The 24,504-nt window shown below is 63.3% G+C and carries 20 protein-coding genes, 1 tRNA gene and 2 pseudogenes; 15 read left to right on the top strand and 8 right to left on the bottom strand.

Going from position 1 to position 24,504, the window contains the following annotated elements:
* Positions 1 to 32 precede the first annotated feature (32 nt).
* Together ABMA46_RS02600 and ABMA46_RS02595 are read right to left on the bottom strand one after the other, a co-directional pair.
* A complete protein-coding gene (locus ABMA46_RS02600; RefSeq protein ID WP_348997712.1) occupies positions 33 to 203 on the bottom strand; it encodes a hypothetical protein in 171 nt (56 codons plus the stop codon).
* 52 nt (positions 204 to 255) lie between these two features.
* A complete protein-coding gene (locus tag ABMA46_RS02595) occupies positions 256 to 1,041 on the bottom strand; it encodes a TSUP family transporter (protein WP_348997711.1) in 786 nt (261 codons plus the stop codon).
* A 106-nt stretch (positions 1,042 to 1,147) separates the two neighbouring features.
* Here ABMA46_RS02595 and ABMA46_RS02590 point away from each other — a divergent pair, with 106 nt between their 5' ends.
* Complete coding sequence (locus ABMA46_RS02590; protein ID WP_348997710.1) at positions 1,148 to 1,585, top strand: tellurite resistance TerB family protein; 438 nt, start codon at positions 1,148 to 1,150, stop codon at positions 1,583 to 1,585.
* 96 nt (positions 1,586 to 1,681) lie between these two features.
* Here ABMA46_RS02590 and ABMA46_RS02585 read toward each other — a convergent pair whose 3' ends face one another.
* The 3 genes from ABMA46_RS02585 to ABMA46_RS02575 are packed head-to-tail and all read right to left on the bottom strand — an operon-like array spanning position 1,682 to position 5,158.
* On the bottom strand, positions 1,682 to 2,455 hold the full coding sequence (locus ABMA46_RS02585; protein WP_348997709.1) for an aldo/keto reductase: 774 nt from the start codon (positions 2,453 to 2,455) through the stop codon (positions 1,682 to 1,684).
* Complete coding sequence (locus ABMA46_RS02580; protein WP_348997708.1) at positions 2,452 to 4,092, bottom strand: ABC transporter permease; 1,641 nt, start codon at positions 4,090 to 4,092, stop codon at positions 2,452 to 2,454. Before ABMA46_RS02580 ends, ABMA46_RS02585 begins: the two co-directional genes overlap by 4 nt.
* Before the next feature lie 4 nt (positions 4,093 to 4,096).
* Positions 4,097 to 5,158 carry an ABC transporter ATP-binding protein gene (locus ABMA46_RS02575; protein ID WP_348997707.1) on the bottom strand — a complete coding sequence of 354 codons (1,062 nt, stop codon included), beginning with the start codon at positions 5,156 to 5,158 and terminating at the stop codon, positions 4,097 to 4,099.
* Between the two features lie 115 nt (positions 5,159 to 5,273).
* Between ABMA46_RS02575 and ABMA46_RS02570 the strand changes: the two genes are divergently transcribed.
* The 6 genes from ABMA46_RS02570 (at position 5,274) to ABMA46_RS02545 (ending at position 12,048) form a co-directional block, all read left to right on the top strand.
* Complete coding sequence (locus ABMA46_RS02570) at positions 5,274 to 6,263, top strand: extracellular solute-binding protein (protein WP_348997706.1); 990 nt, start codon at positions 5,274 to 5,276, stop codon at positions 6,261 to 6,263.
* Positions 6,264 to 6,394: 131 nt separating this feature from the next.
* Positions 6,395 to 7,417: a hypothetical protein gene (locus ABMA46_RS02565; protein WP_348997705.1), complete on the top strand. Its 1,023-nt coding sequence runs from the start codon at positions 6,395 to 6,397 to the stop codon at positions 7,415 to 7,417.
* Positions 7,414 to 8,178: a DeoR/GlpR family DNA-binding transcription regulator gene (locus tag ABMA46_RS02560; protein WP_348997704.1), complete on the top strand. Its 765-nt coding sequence runs from the start codon at positions 7,414 to 7,416 to the stop codon at positions 8,176 to 8,178. Before ABMA46_RS02565 ends, ABMA46_RS02560 begins: the two co-directional genes overlap by 4 nt.
* Before the next feature lie 108 nt (positions 8,179 to 8,286).
* Positions 8,287 to 9,282, top strand: coding sequence for an ABC transporter substrate-binding protein (locus tag ABMA46_RS02555; RefSeq protein ID WP_348997703.1), 996 nt, complete (start codon positions 8,287 to 8,289; stop codon positions 9,280 to 9,282).
* A 10-nt stretch (positions 9,283 to 9,292) separates the two neighbouring features.
* On the top strand, positions 9,293 to 10,969 hold the full coding sequence (locus ABMA46_RS02550; protein ID WP_348997702.1) for an ABC transporter permease: 1,677 nt from the start codon (positions 9,293 to 9,295) through the stop codon (positions 10,967 to 10,969).
* Entirely contained in the window at positions 10,969 to 12,048 is a 1,080-nt protein-coding gene (locus ABMA46_RS02545) for an ABC transporter ATP-binding protein (RefSeq protein WP_348997701.1), read from the top strand. The genes ABMA46_RS02550 and ABMA46_RS02545 overlap by 1 nt, the downstream gene beginning before the upstream one ends.
* Before the next feature lie 379 nt (positions 12,049 to 12,427).
* Here ABMA46_RS02545 and ABMA46_RS02540 read toward each other — a convergent pair.
* A pseudogene (locus ABMA46_RS02540) lies at positions 12,428 to 12,697 on the bottom strand (transposase); the annotation flags it as partial.
* A gap of 113 nt (positions 12,698 to 12,810) precedes the next feature.
* Here ABMA46_RS02540 and istA point away from each other — a divergent pair.
* From istA to ABMA46_RS02525, 3 genes are all read left to right on the top strand, one after another.
* Positions 12,811 to 14,334, top strand: a complete 1,524-nt coding sequence (gene istA, locus ABMA46_RS02535; protein ID WP_348997700.1) for an IS21 family transposase — start codon at positions 12,811 to 12,813, stop codon at positions 14,332 to 14,334.
* Complete coding sequence (gene istB, locus ABMA46_RS02530; RefSeq protein ID WP_348997699.1) at positions 14,324 to 15,118, top strand: IS21-like element helper ATPase IstB; 795 nt, start codon at positions 14,324 to 14,326, stop codon at positions 15,116 to 15,118. The genes istA and istB overlap by 11 nt, the downstream gene beginning before the upstream one ends.
* 301 nt (positions 15,119 to 15,419) lie before the next feature.
* The gene (locus ABMA46_RS02525) at positions 15,420 to 16,601 is read left to right on the top strand and encodes a Fic family protein (protein WP_348997698.1); all 1,182 of its coding nucleotides are present in this window, start codon (positions 15,420 to 15,422) and stop codon (positions 16,599 to 16,601) included.
* Between the two features lie 486 nt (positions 16,602 to 17,087).
* On the opposite strand, the gene ABMA46_RS02520 is transcribed toward ABMA46_RS02525, so the two are convergent.
* Together ABMA46_RS02520 and ABMA46_RS02515 are read right to left on the bottom strand one after the other, a co-directional pair.
* Positions 17,088 to 17,164, bottom strand: a tRNA-Arg gene (locus tag ABMA46_RS02520).
* A gap of 548 nt (positions 17,165 to 17,712) precedes the next feature.
* Positions 17,713 to 18,372 (bottom strand): GntR family transcriptional regulator, encoded by a 660-nt coding sequence (locus ABMA46_RS02515; protein WP_348997697.1) that lies wholly within the window; start codon positions 18,370 to 18,372, stop codon positions 17,713 to 17,715.
* A 146-nt stretch (positions 18,373 to 18,518) separates the two neighbouring features.
* On the opposite strand from ABMA46_RS02515, the gene dctP reads away from it, so the two are divergent.
* The 5 genes and pseudogenes from dctP to ABMA46_RS02490 all read left to right on the top strand — a co-directional run bounded on the left by dctP (position 18,519) and on the right by ABMA46_RS02490 (position 24,474).
* Positions 18,519 to 19,535 carry a TRAP transporter substrate-binding protein DctP gene (gene dctP, locus ABMA46_RS02510; protein WP_348997696.1) on the top strand — a complete coding sequence of 339 codons (1,017 nt, stop codon included), beginning with the start codon at positions 18,519 to 18,521 and terminating at the stop codon, positions 19,533 to 19,535.
* Positions 19,536 to 19,539: 4 nt separating this feature from the next.
* Positions 19,540 to 20,046, top strand: a pseudogene (locus tag ABMA46_RS02505) (TRAP transporter small permease); the annotation flags it as partial.
* 156 nt (positions 20,047 to 20,202) lie between these two features.
* The gene (locus tag ABMA46_RS02500) at positions 20,203 to 21,495 is read left to right on the top strand and encodes a TRAP transporter large permease (protein ID WP_348997927.1); all 1,293 of its coding nucleotides are present in this window, start codon (positions 20,203 to 20,205) and stop codon (positions 21,493 to 21,495) included.
* A gap of 58 nt (positions 21,496 to 21,553) precedes the next feature.
* Positions 21,554 to 22,954 (top strand): malonyl-CoA decarboxylase, encoded by a 1,401-nt coding sequence (locus tag ABMA46_RS02495; RefSeq protein ID WP_348997695.1) that lies wholly within the window; start codon positions 21,554 to 21,556, stop codon positions 22,952 to 22,954.
* Entirely contained in the window at positions 22,951 to 24,474 is a 1,524-nt protein-coding gene (locus ABMA46_RS02490; protein WP_348997694.1) for a malonate--CoA ligase, read from the top strand. The genes ABMA46_RS02495 and ABMA46_RS02490 overlap by 4 nt, the downstream gene beginning before the upstream one ends.
* Positions 24,475 to 24,504 lie beyond the last annotated feature (30 nt).

The raw sequence follows: 24,504 nt of genomic DNA, 5'->3' as shown, positions 1-24,504 counted from the left end.
GGCCGGCGCTTTCAATGGGAGAAACGACGGCGTCAGGCGCCGCGCATCAGACAGGCGATTGCCAGGACGACATAGGCGATCGTCATCACCCAGAAGGCCGATATCGACCCGAGGCTGAAGACGCTGAAAGCCATCAGCAGGCCGATGATGGCGATGATGACGGTTATGATGAAGACGATCTGGGTTGGTGCGCTCAAATTCATGCTTGCCTCCTCACAAGATGATTCGTGCAAGGCAAGACTATCACCGCTCCGCTCAGACACCAATCAGCGTCCGAAGCGGGTTCTGCGGATCGGCGAGCAGCTTGAAGGCCAGGGCCACGCACACCACGACGAGCAGCGGCTTGATCAACCGAGCGCCGATGCGCACCGCCAAGAGCGCGCCGACGCGGGCACCTAGGAACTGGCACGCTCCCATCAGGACGCCGATCTTCCAATGGATCACGCCGGCGATGGCGAAAACCGCGAAGCCGCCGATATTGGAGGCGAAGTTCAGCAGCTTGGTATGGGCGGTCGCCTTGAGAACGCCGTAGCCGGCGAGTGCCACGAAAGCCAGCATGAAGAAGGATCCCGCGCCGGGGCCGAAAACGCCGTCGTAGAAGCCGATCAAAGGCACCAGCGTCGTCGAGAATTGCAGCGGCGACAGCCGTTCGGCGCGGTCGACATCGGCGAGATTGGGTTTCAGGGCGAAATAGAGCGCGATCGCGATCAGCACGATCGGAAGCGCGGCGCGCAATATGTCGTCCGGCACCCGTGTGGCGGCCAGTGCGCCGAGCGCGGCGCCGAAGAAAGACAGGACCGCGGCGCGCCATTGCCGGCGCGGATCGACCTGACCGCTGGCGGCATAGGCCAGTGTCGCGGAACTGGTGCCGAACAGGCCCTGAAGCTTGTTGGTGCCGAGGCTCTCCACCGGCGTGAAGCCTGCCAGAAGCAATGCCGGCACCGAAATCAATCCGCCGCCGCCGGCGATGGAATCGACAAAACCGGCGGCGAAAGCGGCGGCGGCAAGCATCGCAATGGTGGTGATGGCGAGATCGAACATTGTGATATAAGGAGGCTGGCGCGATCGTGGACGCGAGCCATCCATCACGACGCGCCGGTTTGCGCAAGCGGATTCCACGGCAACCGGTGGTCAGGCAGAGGGCGTCATGGTCGTTGCATTGCTGGATCAGTTCCTGGCGCTTCTCGATGGCGATCCGGGCGTGCGCAAGGTGGCCGACGATCCCGTGCTGTCGGCCGAACTCCTTCTGCTGTTTCGCATGATCCTGGCCGATGGCACTGTCAGCGAAAGCGAGATGGAGGTCTTTCGCCGCATCTGCGTGGAATCGTTCGCGATCCCTGAATCCAGTCTGGACGGCGTCATCGATTATCTCAACGATTTCGGCTACGAGACCACCGGCTCCCAGGCGATGGCGATGTTCCGTGGCCTCGACGTGGACCGGCGCAAGGAACTGGCGAAGCACATGGCCGATATCGCCAAGGCCGACAGGCATCTTGCGGAAAACGAGGTGCGGCTCTTGCGGCGAACGCTGGAAATCCTCGAAATCAGCCCGGTGGACCTGATCCCCGATCACAAGACCAGATGAGATCGGATCGGCCCGTGGCCTGGGACCGTGGCCAACGGACCACCGCCGGTGACTGCCCAGTCGAAATCGGGCCAGTCGAAATCGGATCTGTCGAGATCAGACCTGCGCCGAAACCGCCGCGTTGAAGGACGCGACATTTTCCCGGAGATGCGTCGGCTTTCCCGTTCCCGTCAGCACGATACCATCGCCGACATGATGTTTCAGGAACGCGAAGGCGGCTTTACCCAAGTCCTGGCCTTCGTGAGACTGGACAAGCGCGCCCATGGCAAAGGGGCGGTTGATGACGGGACGGATGTTTGAAGCCGCCATGTCCGGAAGGAGGGACAGGAATGTCCAGTCGCTTTCGTTGAGGGGAAACTGCAGGCAGGAATAGATTTCGGTTTCGATTGCCCGCCGTCCAGCTTCCACCGTACTGATGCTCGCGCCGAACTGGAGGATTCCCGCATTCCGCGCATAGTCGATGGCCCTGCGGACATCCGCGTTGCCCACCACGTCCTCGGTGGCCTTGTGAATCTGCAGCACGGCGATCGGACCCAGCAGTTCGAGGCTTCGATCGATGCTGCGCCGCAGCGCGTCGTAGTTGTGGTCGACGACGGTGCCGCCCGACTCCGCGTCCCAATGCTCGCCGGCCTTGGTCATGATCGTAAGCCCGGCGCGTTGTTCGGCGGGCAGGTCGCCGAGGAAGCGGCCGAGGATGGCCTCGCTGGCCGCATAGGCGGGAGCGGTGTCGAATGTCCTGATGCCGAGTTCGAGGGCCGTCGAGAGAAGTTCGCGCGCCTGGCCTTCGCTCGGCGGGGCCACGTCGCGGACGCCCCATTTCCTGCCGATCGAGACGAGCCCCAATCCCAGTTCAAGCCGCCTGCAGTTCACAGCAACGCCTGCTCGTTCCGGCCCATCAGGCGGAAGGCGAGGTAGACGGCGACGCCGCTCAACACCAGCAGGATCGACGACATGGCCGCGGCCGTGCCGAAGTCGCCGTCTAGGATGAGGAGATAGATGCGCACGGGCATCGTCATGGTCGAGCCGACATAGAGCACCAGCGACGACGACAGCTCGTTGATCGCGGTGACGAAACTCAGCATGCCGCCGGCGACGATGCCTGGAACGATCAGCGGCACGGTGATCTTCAGGAAGGCGCGGAACGGGCTGTAGCCGAGCGAAATGGCTGCCTCCTCCATCGAAGGCGAGATCTGCCTGAGCGATGAGGCGGTGGTGCGCACCGAATAGGGCAGGCGGCGGATGAAGATCGACAGCACGATGATCGCCGCCGTGCCGGTCAGCACCACCGGACCGGTGTTGAAGGCCGCGATGAAGGCGATGCCGATGACGATGCCCGGCATGACGTAGGGGATCATGAAGGCGCCGTCGAGCAGCGAGGTGTTGAGGTTGGTGCGCCGCGCCACCAGCACGCCGACCAGCGTTCCGACGATGACGATGAGGATTACGGCCGATATCGAGAAGGAGAGCGAATTGCGCACCACGTCGGCCAGGTTGAACAGGATGCGCTCGTAGCTTTGCAGGCTGACGCCCGGCTGGAACACCGGACCGCTCGTCTTGCGGAAGGAATAGACGATCGAGATGATGACCGGCAGGGCGCCGAGGAAGCCGATGGCGTAGACAGCGAAATGCGCCAGTGCGTTGCGCCAGCCTGTCAGCTTGATCTTGATCGGCTTGTTGATCATGTTGCCGTGGTAGACGTTGCGGCGCGACATGTAGCGCTGCAGCATGACGAAGAACATCGACACGGCGATGAGGAAGACGCTGATGGTGGTGGCCATCGCCATGTTGGAACCGATTTCGGCCGAATAGAGCGCGAAGGCTTCGGTCGCCAGCACGTTGTAGCCGCGGCCGAGCAGGCGCGGCGTGCCGAAGTCGGCGATGGCGTGGATGAGCGCCAGCAAGCCGCCGGCCGACAGGGCGGGAAACACCATCGGGAAGGAAATCTTGAAGGTGCGCTGCAACGGCGTCAGGCCGAGACCCTCGGCTGCCTCCTCCAAGGAACGGTTGACGTTGGAGAGCGCGCCCGAGACCATCAGGTAGACGTACGGGTAGAACTTGAAGGCGAAGACCATCAGGATGCCGGTCAGGCCGTAGATGGGCGGAATGTTGATGCCCACGGCGCGCAGCCACTGACGCACCAGCCCGCCGCCGCCGAACAGCACGATCCAGGAATAGGCGCCGATGAAGGGCGGCGAGACCAACGCAAGGATCGCCAGCAGCGAGACGAAGCGGGCGCCGGCGATGACGAAGCGCGAGATGCAGAAGGCCATGATGGAGCCGAGCAGCAGCGCCCCGATCAGGCCGCCGAAGCCGACGACGAGCGTGTTGAGGAATGCCTGGTGAAAACGCGGCTCGCTGAGGAATTTGGCATAGTTGACAAGCGTGAAATTGCCGGCCTCGTCGTAGAACGAGGACAGGAGGACCGATCCGACCGGCACGAACAGCAGCCCGAGCAGGAGCAGCCAGGTCAGGATCGCGACGATCGTCCAGAAATTGAGCCGCGGCATGGCGTCAGGCCTCCGTAGCGACGCGCTTGCCGGCCGCGTCGAAGCCCATCAGCGCGTCGCGGCGTATGACGACCGAGACCTTCCTGCCGCTGCCCAGGCCGCCGCCCATGCCTGGATCGGCAAGCTGCACGATGAGCGGTCCTGCTTCGGTCTCCACCTGCACATGCGCCTCGCGGCCGAGATAGGTGTATTTGGTGACGCTGCCGGCCAGGCTGGCCGCGCCTTCCGGCGCCGTTTGTCCCGGCTCGGCTAGTTCCAGCCGCTCGGGGCGGGCGGCCCATGCTTCGATGCCGTCGGCGGGCAGCCTGAGGTCGGAGACCAGTTTCCCGAGTGCAGCCCCCGGTGCCAACGTATTAAGGGTGCCGACGAAGCGGGCGACGAAGATCGTTTGCGGATCGCCGTAGATCTGCTGCGGCGTGCCGATCTGCTCGACATGGCCGGCGCTCATCACGCAGATGCGGTCGGAGATCGCCAGCGCTTCCTCCTGGTCGTGCGTGACATAGATGGCGGCGATGTCGATCTGCTTCTGGATATCGCGGATTTCCTCGCGCAGCTCGATGCGCAGCTTGGCGTCCAGGTTGGACAGCGGCTCGTCCATCAAAAGCAGGCGCGGGTTGATGACCATGGCGCGCGCGATGCCGATGCGCTGCTGCTGGCCGCCCGACATGGCCGCCGGCATGCGCTCGGCCAGGGCCGTCAGCCGGACGGCGGCCAAGGCCTCGCCGACGCGTTTCTTGACCTCCGGCGCCGCGACCTTGCGCGGTTTCAGGCCGAAGGCGACGTTGTCGAAGACGCTGAGATGCGGAAACACCGCATAGTCCTGGAACACCATGCCGATGTCGCGCTTGTGCGGCGGTATCTTGCGCAGATCCGAGCCGTCGAGGGTGATCGACCCGGAGGTCAGGTCGTTGAAGCCGGCGATCGAGCGGAGCAGGGTGGTCTTGCCGCAGCCGGACGGCCCCAGAAGCGTGAAGAATTCGCCACGCTCGACTGCGATCGAGACATCATCGAGCGCCCGGAAATCACCGAACTGCTTGGTCGCTCCGGTGACGGCCAGATACGCCATTCGTCTCCTCCCCTTTTCGGGGCAGTAAGGCATAATTTTCGGATTGCAACAACCGCGAATTCATACCAGTATCAAAACCGACAAAATATGGTCGAAAATGAAAAGGGAGGACCTGATGAATATTCGCAAACGTACATTTTTGGCGATGGCTGCCGCGCTCGTTGCGTCGACCGCCCTGGCCGGACCGGCATTGGCGCAGGACAAGCCGGTGGTCGTCTATACGGCCCATAACTCGTCCATCGTCGACAAGCTGCTGCCGATTTTCGAGAAGGACACGGGGCTCAAGGCCGAAGTGGTCAAGATGGGTTCGGGCGATGTCGCCAGGCGCGCCAAGGCGGAGGCGGCAAACCCGGCCGCCGACGTGATCTGGTCCATCTCCGGCAGCGCGCTGACCGAGCTTGCCGATATTCTGGAGCCCTACAAGCCCGCCGACTACGACAAGATCAACACCAGCCTGATCCAGAACGACGCGTGGACGCCTTATACCGGCGTGGTCTACGTGCTCGCGGTCAATACCAGCATCCTGCCGCTCGACCAGGCGCCCAAGAGCTGGGCCGAACTGGCCGATCCGAAGTGGAAGGGGCAGATCACTTCGGCTCGCGCCGACAATTCGGGCTCCGCCTTGCAGCAGTTGCAGGGCGTGCTCACCATCTTCGGCGACAAGGGCTGGGACGAATACGACAAGATCGCCAAGAACTTCGTCCTGAGCGATTCCTCGGGCGCGGTGCCGCGCTATGTCGCCGACGGCGAGACGTCGATGGGCCTGACGCTGGAAGACAACGCGCTCCTCTATGTGAAGGGCGGCTCGCCGATGTCGATCGTGCACCTGACCGACGGCACGATCGCCACGCCTGACGGCGTCGCCCTGGTCAAGGGAGGCCCCAACCCGGACGGCGGCAAGAAGTTCATCGACTGGGCCCTGTCCAAGTCGACGCAGGAGACGCTCGTCAAGGAAATCGGCCGCCGCTCGGCGCGCACCGACGTCGGCGGTCCGGAAGGCATGCCCGATCTGACCAGTCTCAAGCTGGTGAAGCTGAAGTCGCTCGCCGAGCTCGGCGGCACCGAGGCGATCCTGGAGAAGTGGCGGGCTGCGACCGGCCAGTAAGATCATGGCGGGCGGCGCTCCTATCGGGGCGCCGCCCGTCCGACGGGTATGCTGCGCCGGGCGGCGCTCCCGATAGTTGACATTTGCCTTCAGATGAAAGGTTCGGAGCGGCTTCGGCGCGCTCTTTCCCCGTGACCATGAAGCACCTCGAAGCATTCACGCTCGGCAAGAAATTCGGGCATCCCGAGATGAACGAGGACAGCCTCGTCATCATGCCGGACTTGGGCTACGCCGTTATCGACGGCGTCACCGACCGCAACGGCACGACCTATGACGGCATGCTGTCAGGCCGGTTCGCCTCGCGCACGGTGCGCCGTGCCGTCGAGACCTTCCTGCTCGCCCAAGGGCGTGCGGACGCCGAGCATCTGCACTATCGCGGACCTGCCGAGCTCATCGCCTATCTCGACGGCGCGATCCGTGCCGGCTACGAGGCCAACGGCGCTCTGGAGCGTGCGAAAGACGACTGGAAGCTTCGCGGCGGCTGTACGGTCATGCTGGCTTTCTGCTTCGGGGACAGGCTCGAAGTGGTGGCCGTGGGCGACAGCGGCGCGCGCTTCAACGGAACCGACCTGTTCCAGGTGCTGAAGCCGCTGGACGACGTGACGTCGATCCTTCGCCGCGAAGCCTGGCGCCATTTCGCCGGATTGGGTCATGACGAAGCGGCTTGCGACCGCTTTTCCGCTGCGCTGACCTGGCAGGGCACCCGATACCAGCAGGAGGGATCGCCAACCGCCGATGCGGATGCTTTAGCGCAGATCGAAGCGCGGGCGCTCGCCGCCTGCCGCGCGCGGCTGCCGCATGTTCCCGAATGGGAACTGCTCGAACTGTTCCACAAGGGCATCGCGCACGGGCAGGGGGATTTCCAGAACGTCACCGACAGGGTGCTCGGTTACGGCGGGCTCGACGGTTTCGGCGTACCGGACAAATACATCGAGACGCGCAGCTACCGCCTTGCGGATATCGAGAGCATCGAACTGTTTTCCGACGGGTATTTCCTGCCTGGCGAGGACTTCGGCGTCGCTTCCTGGGAGAAGTCGTTCCGATATGTCGAGGAGCGTGATCCGAACAAAATCGGTGATTTCCTCAGCACCAAGGGAACGACGGCGGCGGCGCTCACCGACGACCGGTCCTACCTTGGAGTGAAGCTGAGATGAGCGGCGTTCTGACCGGGCGCCGCGCCGCCATCCTGGAGGCCGTTCGCAGCAACGGCGCCGTGTCGGTGGCCGAGCTTGCGGCACGGTTCTCGGTCACGCAGCAGACGATCCGGCGCGACCTGCACATACTCGACAGCAACGGGCTGATCCAGAAAGGCTTCGGCGGGGCTTTCGCAGCGCCCGGCCGGGTCCTGTACGGCTATCAGGAACGGCAGAGCGAGCAGGCCGGCGTCAAGAAGAAGCTGGTCATGGCGCTCGAGGAGTTCTTCACCGACAACGCCACGGTCTTCGTCGGCCTCGGGACGACCTTCGCCTCCCTGCACGAGATCGTCGCCCGTCATCCCGGATGCCTGATCGCCACGCCGAATCTGGATGTCGCCTACACCTGCGCGATCAACACCGACGCGACCGTCTACATCTACGGCGGCTACGTGCGAAACAAGGATCCGGCGATCCTGACCGTTTCGGACGAGAGCCGAACCCGGTTCAAGTTCGATGTGGCGCTGATCGGGGCGAACGCTGTCGATGAGGACGGAACCGTGCTGGAATTCGATCCGATGGAGGTCGACCTGACCAAGTCGATCCTGAAGCAGGCCCGCAAGGTCGTGCTCGTCGTTCATCACGAGAAATTCGGGCGCCGCGCACCGCATCGGATCGCGCATGTCCGCGAGCTTGACGTGCTTGTGACGAACGGGAACGCCGCGCAACGCCTTCGGTCGGCGGACATGCTGGACGGCGTCAGGGTGATCAATGTCGATTGAACCATCGAAAGCGCATCGAAGAGAAGTATTCCGGAAATTCGAACGTGACGGATTGCGCCGGTGATTTGCCGGCTTATTATTTCACAATAAAAACCCAGGGAGAAAACCATGAAATTTTCGCTCAAGACCGTCGCCGCCGCGGCGCTGGCGTCGCTGCTCGGCATGAGTTCCGCGCATGCGCTGACTGTCTATTCCAGTGTAGATGAGGAGAATGCCAAGAAGCTGCTCGACGCTTTCACCAAGGCGACCGGCGTCGAAACGCAGATGGTGTTCCTGTCGTCCGGACCGGCGCTGTCGCGCATCGAGGCGGAGAAAGCCAATCCGCAGGCCGATGTCTGGTTCGGCGCCCCGAGTGAGAACCATATCCTGGCCAAAGAGCGCGGCCTGACCGAGCCTTACGTTTCCGCCAATGCCTCGGCGCTTTCGGACGACTTCAAGGACAAGGACGGCTACTGGCACGCCATCTATACCAATCCGCTCGCCTTCGGCGTGCGCACCGACATACTGGAAAGCCGCAAGGCACCGGTGCCGGCGTCGTGGGAGGACCTGAAGAACCCTGCCTACAAGGGGCTGATCCAGATGCCGTCGCCGCAGTCGTCCGGCACCGCCTATGCCGTCATCCTGACGTTGATCCAGGAACGCGGAGAGGACGGCGCCTTCGAATATCTCAAGGCGATCAATCCGAACGTCCAGACCTATACGCAGTCCGGCACCGCGCCCTCCGGTGCGCTCGGCGTCGGCGAGACTCCGCTGGCGATCCAGTTCACGCCGGGCTTTTTGAAGCTCGCCGACGAGGGCTATCCGGTGAAGGTGGTATTCCCGTCCGAAGGCGTCGGCTATGAGGTCGCCTCGATGTCGATCCTCAAGGGCGCGCAGCACATGGACGAGGCCAAGAAGCTGGTCGACTGGATGACCTCGAAGGACGGGCAGGGTGCGCTCAGTGCCACCAAGACCTACTTCCTGCCGATCCGCAGCGACGTCTCCGGCGGTTCCGGCGTGCCGGCGCTCGACAAGATCAAGCTGGTCTCCGCCGACCCGAAATTCGCCGCCGAGAACAAGAAGCGGCTGGTGGAGCGCTGGACCAAGGACGTGCTCGGCCAGTGAGGCGCGTCCCGTGACCGGCAAGGCTCGCTCGCAATTGCGCGTGCTGGCGCGGGACCCGGTTCTCCTGGTCCTGCTGGCGGCGATCGCCCTGTCGATCGCCGTCTTCGTCGTCTATCCGCTGGTGCGCGTGCTGCTCGCCAGCTTCCAGGGCGACGACGGCGGCTGGACGCTTTCAGGCTATGGCGAGCTCGCTGGCCGAAAACTATACCGCAACGCGCTCTTCAACAGCCTGAGCGTCGGCGTCGTCGTCGGCGTGCTTTCGGTTGCGCTCGGCTATCTGGCCGCCTTCGTGCTGACGCGGCTCGACGTGCCGGGCAAGCGCCTGCTGCATTATGTGACGATCCTGCCGATCGTCTCGCCGCCCTTCGTCAGCGCTGTCTCGATCATTTTTCTCTTCGGCTTCAGCGGGCTGGTTACCAAGCAGCTATTCGGCCTGACGGACTTCTCCATTTACGGTTTCCACGGCGTCGTGCTGTCGCAGATCTTCACCTTCGCGCCGATCGCCTACCTGTCGCTGCGCGGCGTGCTCGCCTCGCTCAGCCCGACGCTGGAGGACGCGGCACTCAACATCGGCGCGACCCGCTGGCAGACCTTCTGGAAGGTCAGCCTGCCGCTGTCGCTGCCCGGCATCGCCAGCGCCTTCCTCGTCGTCTTCATCGAATCGATGGCCGATTTCGGCAATCCGCTGGTGCTGGCGGGCGCGGCCTTCCCGATGCTGGCGCCGCAGGCCTATCTGGAGATCACCGGTTCCTTCAACCTGTCGCGCGGTGCCACGCTCGCCATCGTGCTCCTGATCCCCTCGATGACGGCTTTCGCCATCCAGCGCTATTATCTGTCGAAGCGGCAATACATCACCGTCACCGGCAAGCCGACCGCCTCGACCTCGAAGATCGTCAGCCGGCCGGTGAAATGGCTGCTCTATGCCGTGCTCGTGCTGTTCGCGCTGCTCGTGACCGCATTCTACGCCGTCATCCTGGTCGGCGCTTTCACCAAGGTCTGGGGCTTCAACTACACGCCGACGCTCGCCCATTTCGCCTATGTCTTCGATGTCGGGCTGGATTCGGTGAAGGACACGCTGCTGGTCGCCATCGTCTCGACGCCGGTCAGCGGCCTGCTCGGCATGATCGTCGCCTTTTTGGTCGTGCGGCGCGCCTTTCCCGGACGCACGGCGCTGGAGTTCGGCTCGATCCTGTCCTTCGCGGTGCCGGGCACCGTGGTCGGCATCGGCTACATTCTCGCCTTCAACGCGCCGCCGCTGGTGCTGACCGGTACCTTCGCCATTCTCGTCCTGTGCTTCGTCTTCCGCTATATGCCGGTGGGCATCCAGTCCGGCATCGCAGTGCTGCGCCAGATCGACCCGTCGATCGAGGAGGCTGCGCAGAACCTCGGCGCAACCACGCTGACCACCTTCCGCAAGGTGACGCTGCCGCTGATCGCGCCGGCCTTCTTCTCCGGCCTCGTCTACGCCTTCGTGCGCGCCATGACGGCGATCAGCGCCGCCATCTTCCTGGTCTCGGCCAACTGGAACCTGATGACGGTGCAGATTCTCAACCAGGTTGGTTCCGGCCGCCTCGGCGTGTCCGCCGCGTTCAGCGTGGTCGTCATCGTCATCGTGCTGATCGCCATCGCCGTCATCTCGTTCGCGATCGGCCGCTGGAGCCGGCACACATCCATGGTGAGGTTCTGATGACAGACGCGATCCGGATTTCCGGCCTGAACAAGCTCTTCGCTTCACCCGACGGCGGCACCGTCGCGGCGGTCAAGGATATCGACCTCGACATTGCAGCCGGGAAGCTGGTCACGCTGCTAGGGCCGTCTGGCTGCGGCAAGACCACGCTGCTTCGCATGATCGCCGGTTTCGAGGAGCCGACCTCCGGTGACATCTTTTTCGGCGATCGGCGCGTGAATGACGATCCGCCCAACAGGCGCGACACCGCGATGGTGTTCCAATCCTACGCCATCTTCCCGCATCTCGACGTGTTCGAGAATGTCGCCTTCGGCCTCAGGTTGCGCAAGCTGCCGACCGCCGAGATCGATGAGCGCGTCAATCGTGTGCTCGAGCAGACCGGCCTTGGCGGCTACGCGAAGCGCTCGCCCAGCCAGTTGTCCGGCGGCCAGCAGCAGCGCGTGGCGCTGGCGCGCTGCATCGTCATGGAGCCGAAGGTGCTTTTGTTCGACGAGCCGCTCTCCAATCTCGACGCCAAGCTGCGCGAGCAGATGCGCATCGAGATCCGCGAGTTGCAGCAGCGTGTCGGCATCACCTCGGTCTATGTCACCCACGACCAGGTCGAGGCGATGAGCATTTCCGACGAGATCGTGGTGATGAATGCCGGCCGCATCGAGCAGCGCGGTACGCCGCACGAAATCTATGCCAGGCCGGCCAGCCGCTTCGTCGCCGATTTCATCGGCAAGGCCAATTTCGCGACAGTCACGGTCGTGGACGGCGGCACGCTGCGGATCGGCGGCGTCGAGGTCGCCGTGCCTGATATGCCGGGCCTGGAAGCCGGCGCGAAGGCGGAGGTCGTCGTGCGGCCGGAAGCCGTGCGGATGGCCGAGACGGGGCAAGGCGCATTCCAGGGCACGGTGCGGCGCGCCATGTTCCTGGGCAATGTCGCCGAATATCTGGTGGAGATCGAAGGGATCGGCGAATGGTTGGTCGACGTCGCCAATCCCGCCGAACGGCACATGGTCGACATGGGTGCGAAAGTCGTTCTCACGCCGTCACCGTCATCGGTCCATATCCTTCCGGATCGAGAACAGAGGTGAGCCGCCTGCCGTCGTCCAGACCTGACCGGCAGGCTGATCGACAGTCTCAATTCGGGGGTTTTGACGCGCCTGTGGCACAGGCGTCCCGAGCAGGGCTTGCGCCCGCCGCCTGTCTTGCCCGGTTCGAACAATGATTGTTACGGGTCGGCGCTGGTGTGCAACCCCGTGCGTGGAGAGATCAAAAGAGGTAAGACACATCCGGCTTGATCGCAGGATGGCGAACCGATCCGATCGATATGTACGATAAGATATTGGAAAAAAAGAGAAGTTATTCTCCGTCGCACCCATGATGGATGGGGCATATAATCATTTAAAATCAATGACTTATCAGAATTTGCGTGCGGTTTGTGTGCAAGTATTTTTGACGTCCTGACCCAGATTAGGATGTAGACTCATTATCGCGTAACCAGATGCGAACTGCGACGAGTTTAAGCGCGGCGAGATAGTTTTCGGCCAGCTTGTCGTAGCGTGTGGCTACACGACGGAACTGCTTAGCCCTGTTGAAGAAGCGCTCGATGAGGTTGCGCGCCTTGTAGAGGAAGGGGCTGAAACAGATCGCGTCTTTCCGATTCGACTTGGGCGGGATGTTGGCCCACGCCCTGCGATCCTTGACTGCAGTGCGTAGCGCGTTGGCATCGTAGCCCTTGTCTGTTGATTTCCGCCGAGAACTGACCCGGGATTGAGGGATTTTTCCATTGAGAAGTGACCCATGTTTGAACCCACCCCTGCTGGCTGATTGCAGGGGACATTGGAGTGATAGACATGGCGTTACTGAGCGTTATCCGACGCTGGCATCTGCGAGATGGACATTCGATCCGGGAGATTGCGCGGCGCACGGGACTGTCGCGGAATACGATCCGCAAATACCTGCGATCAGGTGAGGTCGAGCCCCGCTTCAAGGCGCCGGAGCGGCCGAGCAAGCTTGATGCCTATGCCGAGCGGCTGTCTGCCTGGCTGAGGACGGAAGCAAACAGGCCGCGCAAGCAGAAGCGCACGATCAAGCAGTTGCACGCCGATCTGATGAGCCTCGGCTATGAGGGCTCATATGGTCGTGTCGCCGCCTTTGCGCGGACCTGGAAGGAAGAGCGCCAGCGTCAGATGCAAACGAGCGGGCGCGGCACCTTCGTGCCGCTGGCGTTCGAGCCCGGCGAAGCGTTCCAGTTCGACTGGTCGGAAGACTGGGCGGTCATCGGCGGCGAGCGCACCAAGCTTCAGGTCGCGCACTTCAAGCTCAGCTATAGCCGTGCCTTCATCGTGCGGGCCTATCCGCTACAGACGCACGAGATGCTGTTCGACGCCCACAACCACGCCTTCCGGGTTCTAGGCGGCGTTCCCCGGCGCGGGATCTACGACAACATGCGCACGGCGGTCGACAGGATCGGCCGCGGCAAGGAGCGTCAGGTCAATGCCCGCTTCTCGGCCATGGCCAGCCATTATCTGTTCGAGGCCGAGTTCTGCAATCCGGCCTCGGGCTGGGAGAAGGGTCAGGTCGAGAAGAACGTCCAGGACGCCCGCCACCGGCTATGGCAGCCGATGCCGCGCTTTCCATCGCTGGAGGCCTTGAACGACTGGCTGGAGCGGCGGTGTCGGGCGCTGTGGCAACAGATTCCCCATGGCCTCAGGCCGGGAACGATCGAAGACATCCGGGCCGAGGAAGCACGGTTCCTAATGCCCATGCCACGCCTCTTCGACGGCTTCGTCGAATACACCAAGCGAGTCTCTCCGACCTGCCTGGTCCATCTGGAGCGCAACCGCTACAGCGTGCCGGCTTCCTTCGCCAACCGGCCGGTCAGCCTCCGGGTCTATCCGGAACGGATTGTGGTTGCCGCGGAGGGGCAGATCGTATGCGAGCACTGCCGCATCATCGAGCGATCGCATGACGGCCCCGGTCGCACCGTCTACGACTGGCGTCCCTATCTGGCGGTCATCCAGCGCAAGCCCGGAGCCTTGCGCAACGGCGCTCCCTTCACTGAACTCCCCGAAGCCTTCAAACGGCTGCAGCAGCATCTGCTCAGGAAGCCCGGCGGCGACCGCGAGATGGTCGAGATCCTCGTCCTGCAGCATGACGAGCAGATCGTGCTGACGGCCGTGGAGATGGCGTTGCAGGCCGGCGTGCCGACCAAGGTCCACATCCTCAATCTCCTGCACAGGCTGGTCGACGGCAAGCCGAGCGCGGCGTCGGTCGTGGATGCGCCGCAGGCGCTGAGCCTGGCCAAGGAACCACAGGCCAACGTCGAGCGCTACGACGCGCTGCGCCGGGCTCGGGAGGTGCGCCATGCGTCATGATCCCGCCAGCGGCGCCATCGTCATCATGCTCAGGAGCCTGAAGATGCACGGCATGGCGCAGGCCGTCGCCGAACTCACCGAGCAGGCTTCACCCGCCTTCGAGGCCGCCATCCCCATCCTGTCGCAACTCCTGAAGGCCGAGATGGCCGAGCGGGAGGTCAGGTCCGTAGCCTATCAGCTCAAGGCAGCCCGCTTCCCGGTCTATCGCGATCTGGCCGGCTTCGACTTCGCCAGCAGCGAGATCAACGAGGCCCTCGTGCGACTGCTCCACCGATGCGAGTTCATGGACGATGCCAACAATGTCGTGCTTGTCGGCGGCCCGGGCACCGGCAAGACCCATATCGCTACCGCCCTTGGCGTGCAGGCGGTCGAGCATCATCGCAAGCGTGTGCGCTTCTTCTCCACCGTCGAGCTCGTCAACACGCTCGAGCAGGAGAAGGCCCAGGGCAAGGCCGGCCAGATCGCCAACCGGCTCGCTCATTCCGATCTCGTCATCCTCGACGAACTCGGATATCTGCCCTTCAGCGCGTCAGGCGGGGCACTGCTCTTCCACCTGCTGAGCACGCTCTACGAGCGCACCAGCGTCGTCATCACCACCAACCTCAGCTTCAGCGAATGGGCGACCGTCTTCGGTGATGCCAAGATGACGACGGCGCTGCTCGATCGCCTCACCCATCACTGCCACATCCTGGAGACCGGAAACGACAGCTTCCGCTTCAAGAACAGCTCCGCCCAGACCACACCAACAAAGAAGGAGAAAGCACCCACCTTGACCAAAACCTAAGACCCAAACCATACATGAAGGCGGGTCACTTCTCGGCGAAAATCTCGGGTCAGCTCTCAACGGAAATCAACACTCAGGCATGTGTAGGCTATGAAGATTCTCTGCGGCGATTGACGAAGGCTGCGGTCCTATCCGATTCGTCGCACCAGATGCCCCATCCACTGCCGATCGGACGGATTTTATCCTTCTGTTGGAGTAGGCCGAGAGCGACGAGCCTATTTAAGCTCGCTTACTTTGGCATCTCCGTTATTTAAGCATGTAGGGTATTGTTTAAATAGCGCTGGGCTGACATCATTGCCCGATGACCGATTCCAAGCTAGATCAGCGCCTTGGCCGATACGTCGAAACCCCTGTCGCGGGCGAGATCGTGCGCGCCTTCGTTCCGCCGCCTCTGCCGCCGAAGCCGCAGATCGACGTGCTGGCGCTTCTGGACCGGCTGAGCCTCGCCGAACGTGCCCTCGGGCGGCTGGACGGAATTACCATGCTGCTGCCGCGCCAGGAACTTTTCCTCTACATGTATGTGCGCAAGGAGGCGGTGCTTTCGTCCCAGATCGAGGGGACGCAATCCACACTGACCGATCTTCTACGCTTCGAGAACCAGGCCCAAACCGGAGAGCCGATCGACGACATCCGCGAAGTGTCGAACTACGTGGATGCGATGATGTACGGTCTGGAGCGGCTGGAAGAGCTTCCATTGTCGCTGCGCCTGATCCGCGAGATGCATGCCCGGCTGCTGCAAAGCGGACGCGGCGGCACGAAAAGCCCGGGTGAGTTCCGCCGCTCGCAGAACTGGATCGGCGGATCGCGCCCCGGCAATGCACTCTTTGTGCCTCCGCCCGTCACCGAACTCGATGCCTGCCTCGATGCGCTGGAGCGTTTCATACACGAGGATGGCTCGCGATTGCCGGCGCTGATCAAGGCCGGGCTGCTGCATGTCCAGTTCGAGACCATCCACCCGTTCCTTGATGGCAACGGTCGCATTGGCCGCCTGCTGGTGACACTGTATCTTTGCGTCAACGGCGTGCTCCGCAAGCCGTTGCTCTATCTCAGCCTCTATCTGAAGATGCATCGGGCCGACTACTATCGGCTGCTGCAGGAAGTACGGGAGCACGGTAAATGGGAGGCTTGGCTCGATTTCTTCCTCGCCGGAGTGGCCGAGACCGCAAATCAGGCTTTCGAGGCCGCTACACGGATTGTCGACCTCTTCAAGGAGGATCGCGAGCGGATCACGAACGAAAGCGACCGCGCGGGCTCGGCGCTGCGCATCCACGATCTCTTCCAGCAGAACCCGTTCCTGACCTCCAACCAGCTTGTCCAGAAAACGGGCTTGTCGGCGCCAACAGTCAATGCGGCATTGGCTGATCTGGAGAAGATGGGCATCGTCGAGGAGATCACTGGGCGCAAGCGGGGGCGAGTGTTCAGCTACCAGCGTTATCTTGCGATCCTCAGTGAGGGGACCGATCCTTTGCCTGCCGGCAGCTGAAAGTTCTCGGTCGGCCGCCACAGCTCGTTGTCGGCAGCTATCGCACCAGGAAATGAGCCACGCTCCGTTTCCTACGCAGTCCTGCGAAATAGCTCGCCAAGCAACGCTGTATCCGTTTGGAGCGGCAGGGAATGACGGGGCAAGTTCGACCGCAAGTAAAGATGGCTGTACCTCCCCGCAACCACCTTTACTTGCTTGGCAACTTCGCCAACATTGGCCGGCCCCATGGGTCGGCCGCCCGGCGGCAAGCTATGATGGATGCGCCCTCCTGATTTGAACCTGCCTGCAGTTTCAGGCGCGTTCCAGCGGTCGATCGACGTTGTGCTTTCTGAAGGCAGATGGTGCGCGAATCCGAGAGATACGCCGAAGTAGGCGGCCAATTAGCGCCGATCACGATCCCGACTATCGACATTTTATTTTTCGGGCTCGTCGCATGCTGATACGCCAGCAGGCGACGGCACAAATCATTGGGTTTCAATGAGAAAATGGCGCACCCATCAGGATTCGAACCTGAGACCTTCGCCTTCGGAGGGCGACGCTCTATCCAGCTGAGCTATGGGTGCTTACCGTGTCGCAACTGCTTACGTAGTGCTTACGTGAACTTTTCGCGAGTTGAAAGACAAGAACGAGGGCCTCGCAAATCCTTGTTCTTACTACCTTTTTTCGTCTCCTCTTTGTCGCCCAGCCCCTTGACATCAGCCTTCGGAGGGCAGCGCTCTATCCAGCTGAGCTACGGGTGCTTTCGAGGTGCGCGGCGTCGATGCGGACGATCAGCCAGCCGTCCGGTTCCGGCTTCTTAGCGGAAGCGGGGCGGCGCTTCAATGTGGAAATATCCGCATTGTGGCGACGCTGCGGGGGCGGCTGCATAATCTGCTTCAAGCAGACTTGGTCAGCGGCGCTTTTGCCGTCTCGCACCGGGTCCGAAATCCGTCTCCCGAAAGCGGGCGGCAGTTCCGGGCGGAGGCATGCGGGAAAACGAATTCCTAGGCGTAAGGGGCAAATCCGAATTCGGAAGATAGGGCAAGCCTTTGGCGACCTGTGACAACGGCAGCCAGAGCCGGAAACCGCGCTTGCCTGTGTTGGCAGTCCTGCGGGCAGGCGGCGCAAAGCTCTATTCGGCAGCGGCGCGGTTGATGAATGCCATCAGGTCGGAAAAACGCTCGCCCTGGATCGCGACATGCGCATAGGCGCGCGCGGCGGCGAGGTTGCCGTCGCCTTCCATGAGTGCCTCGGTGATGTCGGCATGTTCCCGGTAGGAGGCCTTCATCCTGTTGCGCACGCGCAATTGCAGGCGCCGGAACGGCGCGAGCCTTCGGTGCAGCGCCATCGCCTGCTCGGCGATGAAGGAGTTGCCGCTCGCGGCGTAGATCGCGCGGTGGAAGCGTTCGTTCTCGTAATAGTAAGCGTCGGTGTCGCTTCCTGTGGCCGCGGCCTCGCAGGCTTTCAGCGCCTGCCTGAGGTCGGACTCGTCGGATATCAGGATTCGCCGGGCCGCCAGCCGCGCGCAGATCGCCTCCAGCTCGGCCATCATCTCGAACATTTCCAGAAGCTGCTTCGGGTCCGGCGACGAGACGATCACGCCGCGATGCCGGCGCTGTTCGACGAGACCCGCTGCGGCGAGCTGCTGCAGGGCCTCGCGGACCGGCGAGCGCGAGACGCCGAACCGCTCGGCCAGCGTCGTTTCGTCGAGCCGCTCGCCCGGACGCAACACGCCGGTGGCGATCTCTTCCTCGATCTGGCTTCGCAAGCGGTTCGATTGATTGGCAGTCATGGCAAGCCCCGTCGGATCAGACCGGATTTGGCAAAGCCTGTCCAGTCCCATCATATCTTGTATGCAAGTTGATTGACTTTTCAAACAATATCTGGCGTCAATACAAACATTCGGGGCGCGTCTCCGGACAAAGGGAGGACAAATCGATGAAGCTTACCCGCAGAAGCGCCTTGATCGGCGCTTTGACCATGCCGGCCGTCATTCGCTCGCTGAGCGGCGCCAGAGCCGCCACCACGTTGAAGATATCGCACCAGTTTCCGGGCGGATCGATCGAACAGGGCGATTTCCGCGACCGCCTGGTGCGCACATTCGCGCAGGAGGTCGAGAAGCGGACCAACGGCGAACTCAAGTTCGAAATCTATCCCGGCTCGTCGCTGATGAAGACGAAGGCCCAGTTCTCGGCGCTGCGCAAGGCCGCGCTCGACATGTCGCTCTATCCGCTGGCCTATGCCGGCGGCGAGATCCACGCGCTGAACATCGGCCTGATGCCCTGCCTGGTGACGTCCTATGAGCAGGGCGCGGCCTGGAAAAATGCGGAGATCGGCAAGGCGCTTTCCAGCGCGCTGGAAAGCAAGGGCGTCAAGTTCGTCTCATGGGTCTGGCAGGCCGGCGGGGTCGCCTCGCGCGAGGCCGCCGTCAGTTCTCCCGAAAGCGTCAAGGGCCTCAAGATCAGGGGCGGCAGCCGCGACATGGACGTCATGTTCTCGAACGCGGGCGCCCAGGTTTCCACCATGCCCTCGAACGAGATCTATGTCGGCATGCAGACGGGCGCGCTGGACGCGGCCGTGACCTCCTCCACCAGCCTCATTTCCTTCCATCTGGAGGAGCTGGCCAAGTCCCTCACCTCGGCGCGAGGCGGCTCGTTCTGGTTCATGCTAGAACCGCTGCTCATCTCGAAGGACATTTTCGACGCCCTGCCGGCCGACCAGCAGAAGGTTATTCTCGACGTCGGCGCGGAAATGGAGCCTTGGGGCACCAAGGAAGCCCAGAAGGACGACCAGAACGTCGCCGACGTCTATGGAGCGAAAGGCGTGAAGGTCTCCGACATGAGCTCGTCCGACCTCGATGCCTGGCGCAAGATCGCCGAAGGCAGCGCGTGGAAGGACTTCGCTTCCCATTCGAGCGAGGATGCAGACCTCCTCAAGCTCGCGATGAAGGTCTAGGCCGGTGAGCGGCGGCCTCGGTCACGATGCAATCCTCGGTGGGAGCCTCCAGGAGGCCGGCCATCCCGCCACCGGACTGGCACGCGCCGTCGCCGCGCTCAACCGCGTCGCCTTCAACGTATCCGGACTGGCGCTGCTGGCGGCGGCGCTGGTGCTGACCTTCGGCGTGCTGGCCGGCCATCTCACCGGCCGGTCGGTCATCTGGCAGGACGAGGTGATGATCTTCCTCGTTTCCGGCGCCATGTTCCTGTCGGCGGCAGCGGTACAGTCGGCGAGGGGACATGTCGGCATCGAGATCGTCCAGCACATGTTTCCGGACGGCGCGATCCCCTTGCGCATCGTCGTCGATGCCGTGGTGTTTGCCTTCTGCGCCATATTCGCCTGGGAATCGGCGACCCTGCTGCGCGAGGCGATCCAGGAAGGGCAGATCACGGAATCCATCTGGGGACCGCCGCTGTGGATCCCCTACCTCCTGCTAGCCGTAGGCATGACGCTCCTGGCGGTACAGGTGGGACTGCAGACAGCGGAAAAATCCTACGTCGCCCTTGGCCTCGCGGCGCTCGCCGTGGTCGCCTTCCTGCTGTGGCAGCGCTCGCCGCTACCGCTGCTTCCGCGCGAGCCGCAATGGGCCATCGGCATCGCCTATTGCGTGGCGACGCTCGTCGTCATGTTCTCGGGCATGCCGATCGCCTTCGCGCTCGGCGTCGTCGCGCTCGGGTTCATGATCCTGTTCATGCCGGCGTCCTCGGTGGGCACGATCGCGCAGAACTTCTACGAGGAACTGTCCAACGTCATCATCCTGGCGCTGCCTCTCTTCATCCTGAAGGGCGCGGCCATCGGCAGGTCGAACGCCGGCAAGGATCTCTATTCCGCCCTGCATGCCTGGCTCTACAGGATTCCGGGCGGCCTCGGCATCGCCAACACCGTCGCCTGTGCGCTGTTCGCGGCGATGGCGGGCTCGTCGCCGGCCACCTGCTCGGCCATCGGCTCGGCCGGCATTCCCGAAATGCGGGCGCGCGGCTATTCGGGCGGGTTCGCCAACGGCATCATCGCCGCCGGCGGCACGCTGGGCATCCTGCTGCCGCCCTCCGTCACCATGCTGCTCTATGCCGTCGCCGCAGAAGTCTCGCTCGGCCGGCTGTTCCTCGCCGGCATCGGACCCGGAGTCCTGCTGGTCGTGCTGTTCGCCAGCTATTCCATGCTGCGCTACAACAAGGAGAAGCGCATCGCCCGCGCCGAAGCGGAGGTCTCCGGCGCGCGCTCGGCGCTGCTGGCGGAAGAGCATTATACGCTGGGCGAAAAGATCAGGATGATCGCCTGGGTAGCGCCTTTCGTCACCATCCTGGCCGGCGTCATGATCGTTCTCTATGCGGGGTGGGCCTCGCCGTCCGAGACGGCGGGCGTCGGCGCGGTGCTGGCCTTCCTGGTCATCGGGTTGATGTATCGCCTGTGGCGACCGTCGAAGATCGGCCCGATCGTCGCCGGCACGCTGCGTGAATCAACCATGCTTCTGATGATCATCGGCATGTCGCTGATCTATTCCTACGTGATGAGCTATCTCAACATCTCGCAGTCGACGGCGACCTGGATCATCGGCCTCGGCCTGTCGAAATGGGTGCTGCTGGCGGCGATCCTGGTTTTCGTGGTGATGCTCGGCTTCTTCCTGCCGCCGGTGTCCATCATCCTGATGACGGCGCCCATCATCCTGCCGCCGCTCAAGGCCGCAGGCTTCGACCTGATCTGGTTCGGCGTGGTGATGACGATCGTGATGGAGATGGGCTTGATCCATCCACCGGTCGGGCTCAACATCTTCGTCATCAAGAACATCGCGCCCGACCTGAAATTGTCGGAGATCATGTGGGGCACATTCCCCTTCGTTCTTCTGATCGCCTTGGCAGTGGTGATCGTGTGCCTGGTTCCCGGCATCGTGACATGGCTGCCGGACGCGACGATGAACTGAGCGGCGAGCTTGAAGTGGCGCAGAGATTTTCGATCTTAACACCGGGGAGAGATCAAGGATGAGCACGACATCTTTCTTCGGCGACATGCTGCAGACGATAGCGGAACGCGGCCGCCGGTTCCTCGCCATCGACGAGAAGGCGAATGCGGCAGGCTCCGTGGCCGGCATGGAAGCTCTGTGCGAAACCCTGCTTTCAAGCAGAGGCGAGGCTTCCGGCATGGCGTTGGCCAGGGATGTCCTGGATCGCTGGCGGCACCTCGACGAAGGCGGCCAGCGCGACTTCATCAGCGTCCTTGTCTCGCGGTTCGGACCGGACACGGCGCGGCTGGAGCGCGCCATCGAATCCTACGGCAGGGACCCGACCACGAAGACGCTGCTCGAACTGCATGAGGCCGCCGAACCGCGCCGGCAGGAACTGATCCGCCGGCTGAACCTCGCGCCGGACGGCATCGCCACGCTGGTCAGGATGCGTGAGGCGCTGTTGCGGATGAAACCGGACAACCTCGACTTCGAGGCGGTCGACGCCGATTTCGCGCATCTGTTCGGATCGTGGTTCAATCGGGGCTTCCTCAACCTGCGGTCGATCAACTGGTCAACGCCCGCCGATATCCTGGAAAAGATCATCCGCTACGAGGCGGTCCACGACATCGGCAACTGGGACGAACTGCGCCGCAGGCTGGTGCCCGAGGACCGCCGCTGCTTCGCCTTCTTCCATCCGCAGTTGAGCGATGATCCGCTTATTTTCGTCGAGGTCGCCCTGACCCGCGAGATGCCGGCGGGGATCGGCGACGTGCTGCGCGAGGACCGCTCGCCGATCAGGGCAGACGAGGCGACGACCGCGGTCTTCTACTCGATCTCGAACTGCCAGGACGGCCTGCGCGGAATCTCCTTCGGCAATTTCCTTATCAAGCAGGTGGTCGAGGATTTGCGGCGCGAGTTGCCGCGCCTGACCACCTTCGTCACCCTGTCGCCGGTTCCCGGTTTTGCCACCTGGCTCGCCGCTCAACGTGAAGAGCCGGCCTCCCCCTTCCTCTCGCCTGCCGACAAGACCACGCTGGAGCCGCTGAACAGGTCCGATTGGTCGCAGGACACGGCGACCGCCGCCAGCGTGCAGCCGGTCCTGACAGGCGCTGCCGCCTGGTACTTCCTCAAGGCGCGCAACCGTCACGGCAAGCCGGTCGATCCCGTGGCGCGCTTTCATCTGGGGAACGGAGCGCGGCTGGAGCGGATCAATTTCCTCGGCGACAGGTCGGCGCGTGCGCTGCGCCAGTCGCACGGCCTGATGGTGAATTATCTCTACAAGCTCGATGACATCGAAACGAACCATGAAGCCTTCGCCGGCCGGGGCGAGGTGGTCGCCTCCCAGCCGGTCCGGCGCCTGCTGCCGGTCGTGACCGCACCGAGGGCCGTACCGCCAAAGGAACAGACGCGGCCGAGCCGCAAGGAGTTGAGTGCATGAGCAACCACCTGTTCGATGCCATCAGAACCGGCATCGTGGCCGACGCGCCTTTCGTGGAAACGACCGACGGCCGGTCATGGACCTATGGCGACATGCTGGTGACCTCGGCACGGTTCGCCAATGTCCTGATGGAGCTCGGCGTAAAGCCGGGGGACCGTGTCGCCGTGCAGGTGGAGAAAAGCCCCGAGGCGCTGATGCTCTATCTCGCCTGTGTGCGCGCCGGCGCCGTCTATCTGCCGCTCAACACCGGTTACACGCTGGCCGAGCTCGATTATTTCATAGGCGATGCCGAACCCGCGCTCGTCGTGTGTGCGCCGAAGACCAGAGCCGGCCTCGAGCCGGTCGCCACCGCCCGGGGCGCCAGGATCGAGACGCTCGGCGAGCATGGCGACGGATCGCTGGCCGCTCTCGCCATGGAAGCCGACGGCGACTTCGCCGACGTGGCGCGCGGCCCGGGAGACCTTGCCGCCATCCTCTACACGTCCGGCACGACTGGGCGCTCGAAGGGCGCGATGCTGACCCATGACAATCTGCTGTCGAACGCATCGACGCTGGTGGACACTTGGCGCTTCACGGCAGCGGACAGGCTGATCCATGCGCTGCCCATCTTCCATACGCACGGGCTTTTCGTCGCCTCCAACATCATCCTCCTGGCTGGCGCGTCGATGATCTTCCTGCCGAAGTTCGACGCCGAGGAAGCCATTTCGCTGATGCCCGGCGCCACCGTCCTGATGGGCGTGCCGACCTTCTATGTGCGACTGCTGCAATCGCCGAAGCTGACCCGGGAGGCGACGGCCAACATGCGTCTGTTCGTCTCCGGCTCGGCGCCGCTGCTCGCCGAGACGCACCGCCGGTTCCAGTCCGCGACCGGCCACGCCATCCTCGAGCGCTACGGCATGACCGAAACCAACATGAACACCTCTAACCCCTATGACGGCGACCGCATCCCCGGAACGGTCGGTTTCCCGCTGCCGGGCGTCTCGTTGCGCGTCGTCGATCCCGAAAGCGGCAGGGAACTCGCCGGCGGCGAGACCGGCATGATCGAGGTCAAGGGACCGAATGTCTTCAAGGGCTACTGGCGTATGCCCGAAAAGACGCAGGCCGAATTCCGCCCTGACGGCTTCTTCATCACCGGCGACCTGGGACAGGTCGACGCCCGCGGCTACGTCCATATCGTCGGGCGCGGCAAGGACCTCGTCATCTCGGGCGGCTACAACATCTATCCCAAGGAAGTCGAAATGGAGATCGACATGCTGCCCGGCGTGGTCGAGAGCGCGGTCTTCGGCGTGCCGCATCCCGACTTCGGCGAAGGGGTGACGGCGGCGGTGGTGCTCAAGCCCGATGCCGGCGTGGACGAGCAATCGGTGCTGGCGGCGCTAAAGGACCGGCTCGCCCGCTATAAGCAGCCCAAGCGCGTCGTCTTCATTCCCGACCTGCCGCGCAACACGATGGGCAAGGTCCAGAAGAACGCGTTGCGCAACCGCTTCGCGGACCTTTATTCTGAGCTTCAGGAAGGCTGACGCCGGCAGGGCCCGCCACCGCGTTCGACC

The organism is Mesorhizobium hunchu, assembly GCF_040081975.1.
GTDB lineage: Bacteria > Pseudomonadota > Alphaproteobacteria > Rhizobiales > Rhizobiaceae > Mesorhizobium > Mesorhizobium hunchu.
Note: the sequence above shows the minus strand (reverse complement) of the source record. Positions and strands in the feature narration are given on the sequence as shown.

Excerpts from the sequence above, each read along its gene's own strand:
- istA (WP_348997700.1), top strand. The coding sequence starts at position 12,811 with ATGGCGTTACTGAGCGTTATCCGACGCTGGCATCTGCGAGATGGACAT.
- ABMA46_RS02560 (WP_348997704.1), top strand. The coding sequence starts at position 7,414 with ATGAGCGGCGTTCTGACCGGGCGCCGCGCCGCCATCCTGGAGGCCGTT.
- ABMA46_RS02590 (WP_348997710.1), top strand. The coding sequence starts at position 1,148 with ATGGTCGTTGCATTGCTGGATCAGTTCCTGGCGCTTCTCGATGGCGAT.
- ABMA46_RS02490 (WP_348997694.1), top strand. The coding sequence starts at position 22,951 with ATGAGCAACCACCTGTTCGATGCCATCAGAACCGGCATCGTGGCCGAC.
- ABMA46_RS02500 (WP_348997927.1), top strand. The coding sequence starts at position 20,203 with ATGTTCTCGGGCATGCCGATCGCCTTCGCGCTCGGCGTCGTCGCGCTC.
- ABMA46_RS02495 (WP_348997695.1), top strand. The coding sequence starts at position 21,554 with ATGAGCACGACATCTTTCTTCGGCGACATGCTGCAGACGATAGCGGAA.
- ABMA46_RS02570 (WP_348997706.1), top strand. The coding sequence starts at position 5,274 with ATGAATATTCGCAAACGTACATTTTTGGCGATGGCTGCCGCGCTCGTT.
- ABMA46_RS02580 (WP_348997708.1), bottom strand. The coding sequence starts at position 4,092 with ATGCCGCGGCTCAATTTCTGGACGATCGTCGCGATCCTGACCTGGCTG.
- ABMA46_RS02545 (WP_348997701.1), top strand. The coding sequence starts at position 10,969 with ATGACAGACGCGATCCGGATTTCCGGCCTGAACAAGCTCTTCGCTTCA.
- dctP (WP_348997696.1), top strand. The coding sequence starts at position 18,519 with ATGAAGCTTACCCGCAGAAGCGCCTTGATCGGCGCTTTGACCATGCCG.
- ABMA46_RS02595 (WP_348997711.1), bottom strand. The coding sequence starts at position 1,041 with ATGTTCGATCTCGCCATCACCACCATTGCGATGCTTGCCGCCGCCGCT.
- ABMA46_RS02515 (WP_348997697.1), bottom strand. The coding sequence starts at position 18,372 with ATGACTGCCAATCAATCGAACCGCTTGCGAAGCCAGATCGAGGAAGAG.
- ABMA46_RS02525 (WP_348997698.1), top strand. The coding sequence starts at position 15,420 with ATGACCGATTCCAAGCTAGATCAGCGCCTTGGCCGATACGTCGAAACC.
- ABMA46_RS02575 (WP_348997707.1), bottom strand. The coding sequence starts at position 5,158 with ATGGCGTATCTGGCCGTCACCGGAGCGACCAAGCAGTTCGGTGATTTC.
- ABMA46_RS02555 (WP_348997703.1), top strand. The coding sequence starts at position 8,287 with ATGAAATTTTCGCTCAAGACCGTCGCCGCCGCGGCGCTGGCGTCGCTG.
- istB (WP_348997699.1), top strand. The coding sequence starts at position 14,324 with ATGCGTCATGATCCCGCCAGCGGCGCCATCGTCATCATGCTCAGGAGC.
- ABMA46_RS02600 (WP_348997712.1), bottom strand. The coding sequence starts at position 203 with ATGAATTTGAGCGCACCAACCCAGATCGTCTTCATCATAACCGTCATC.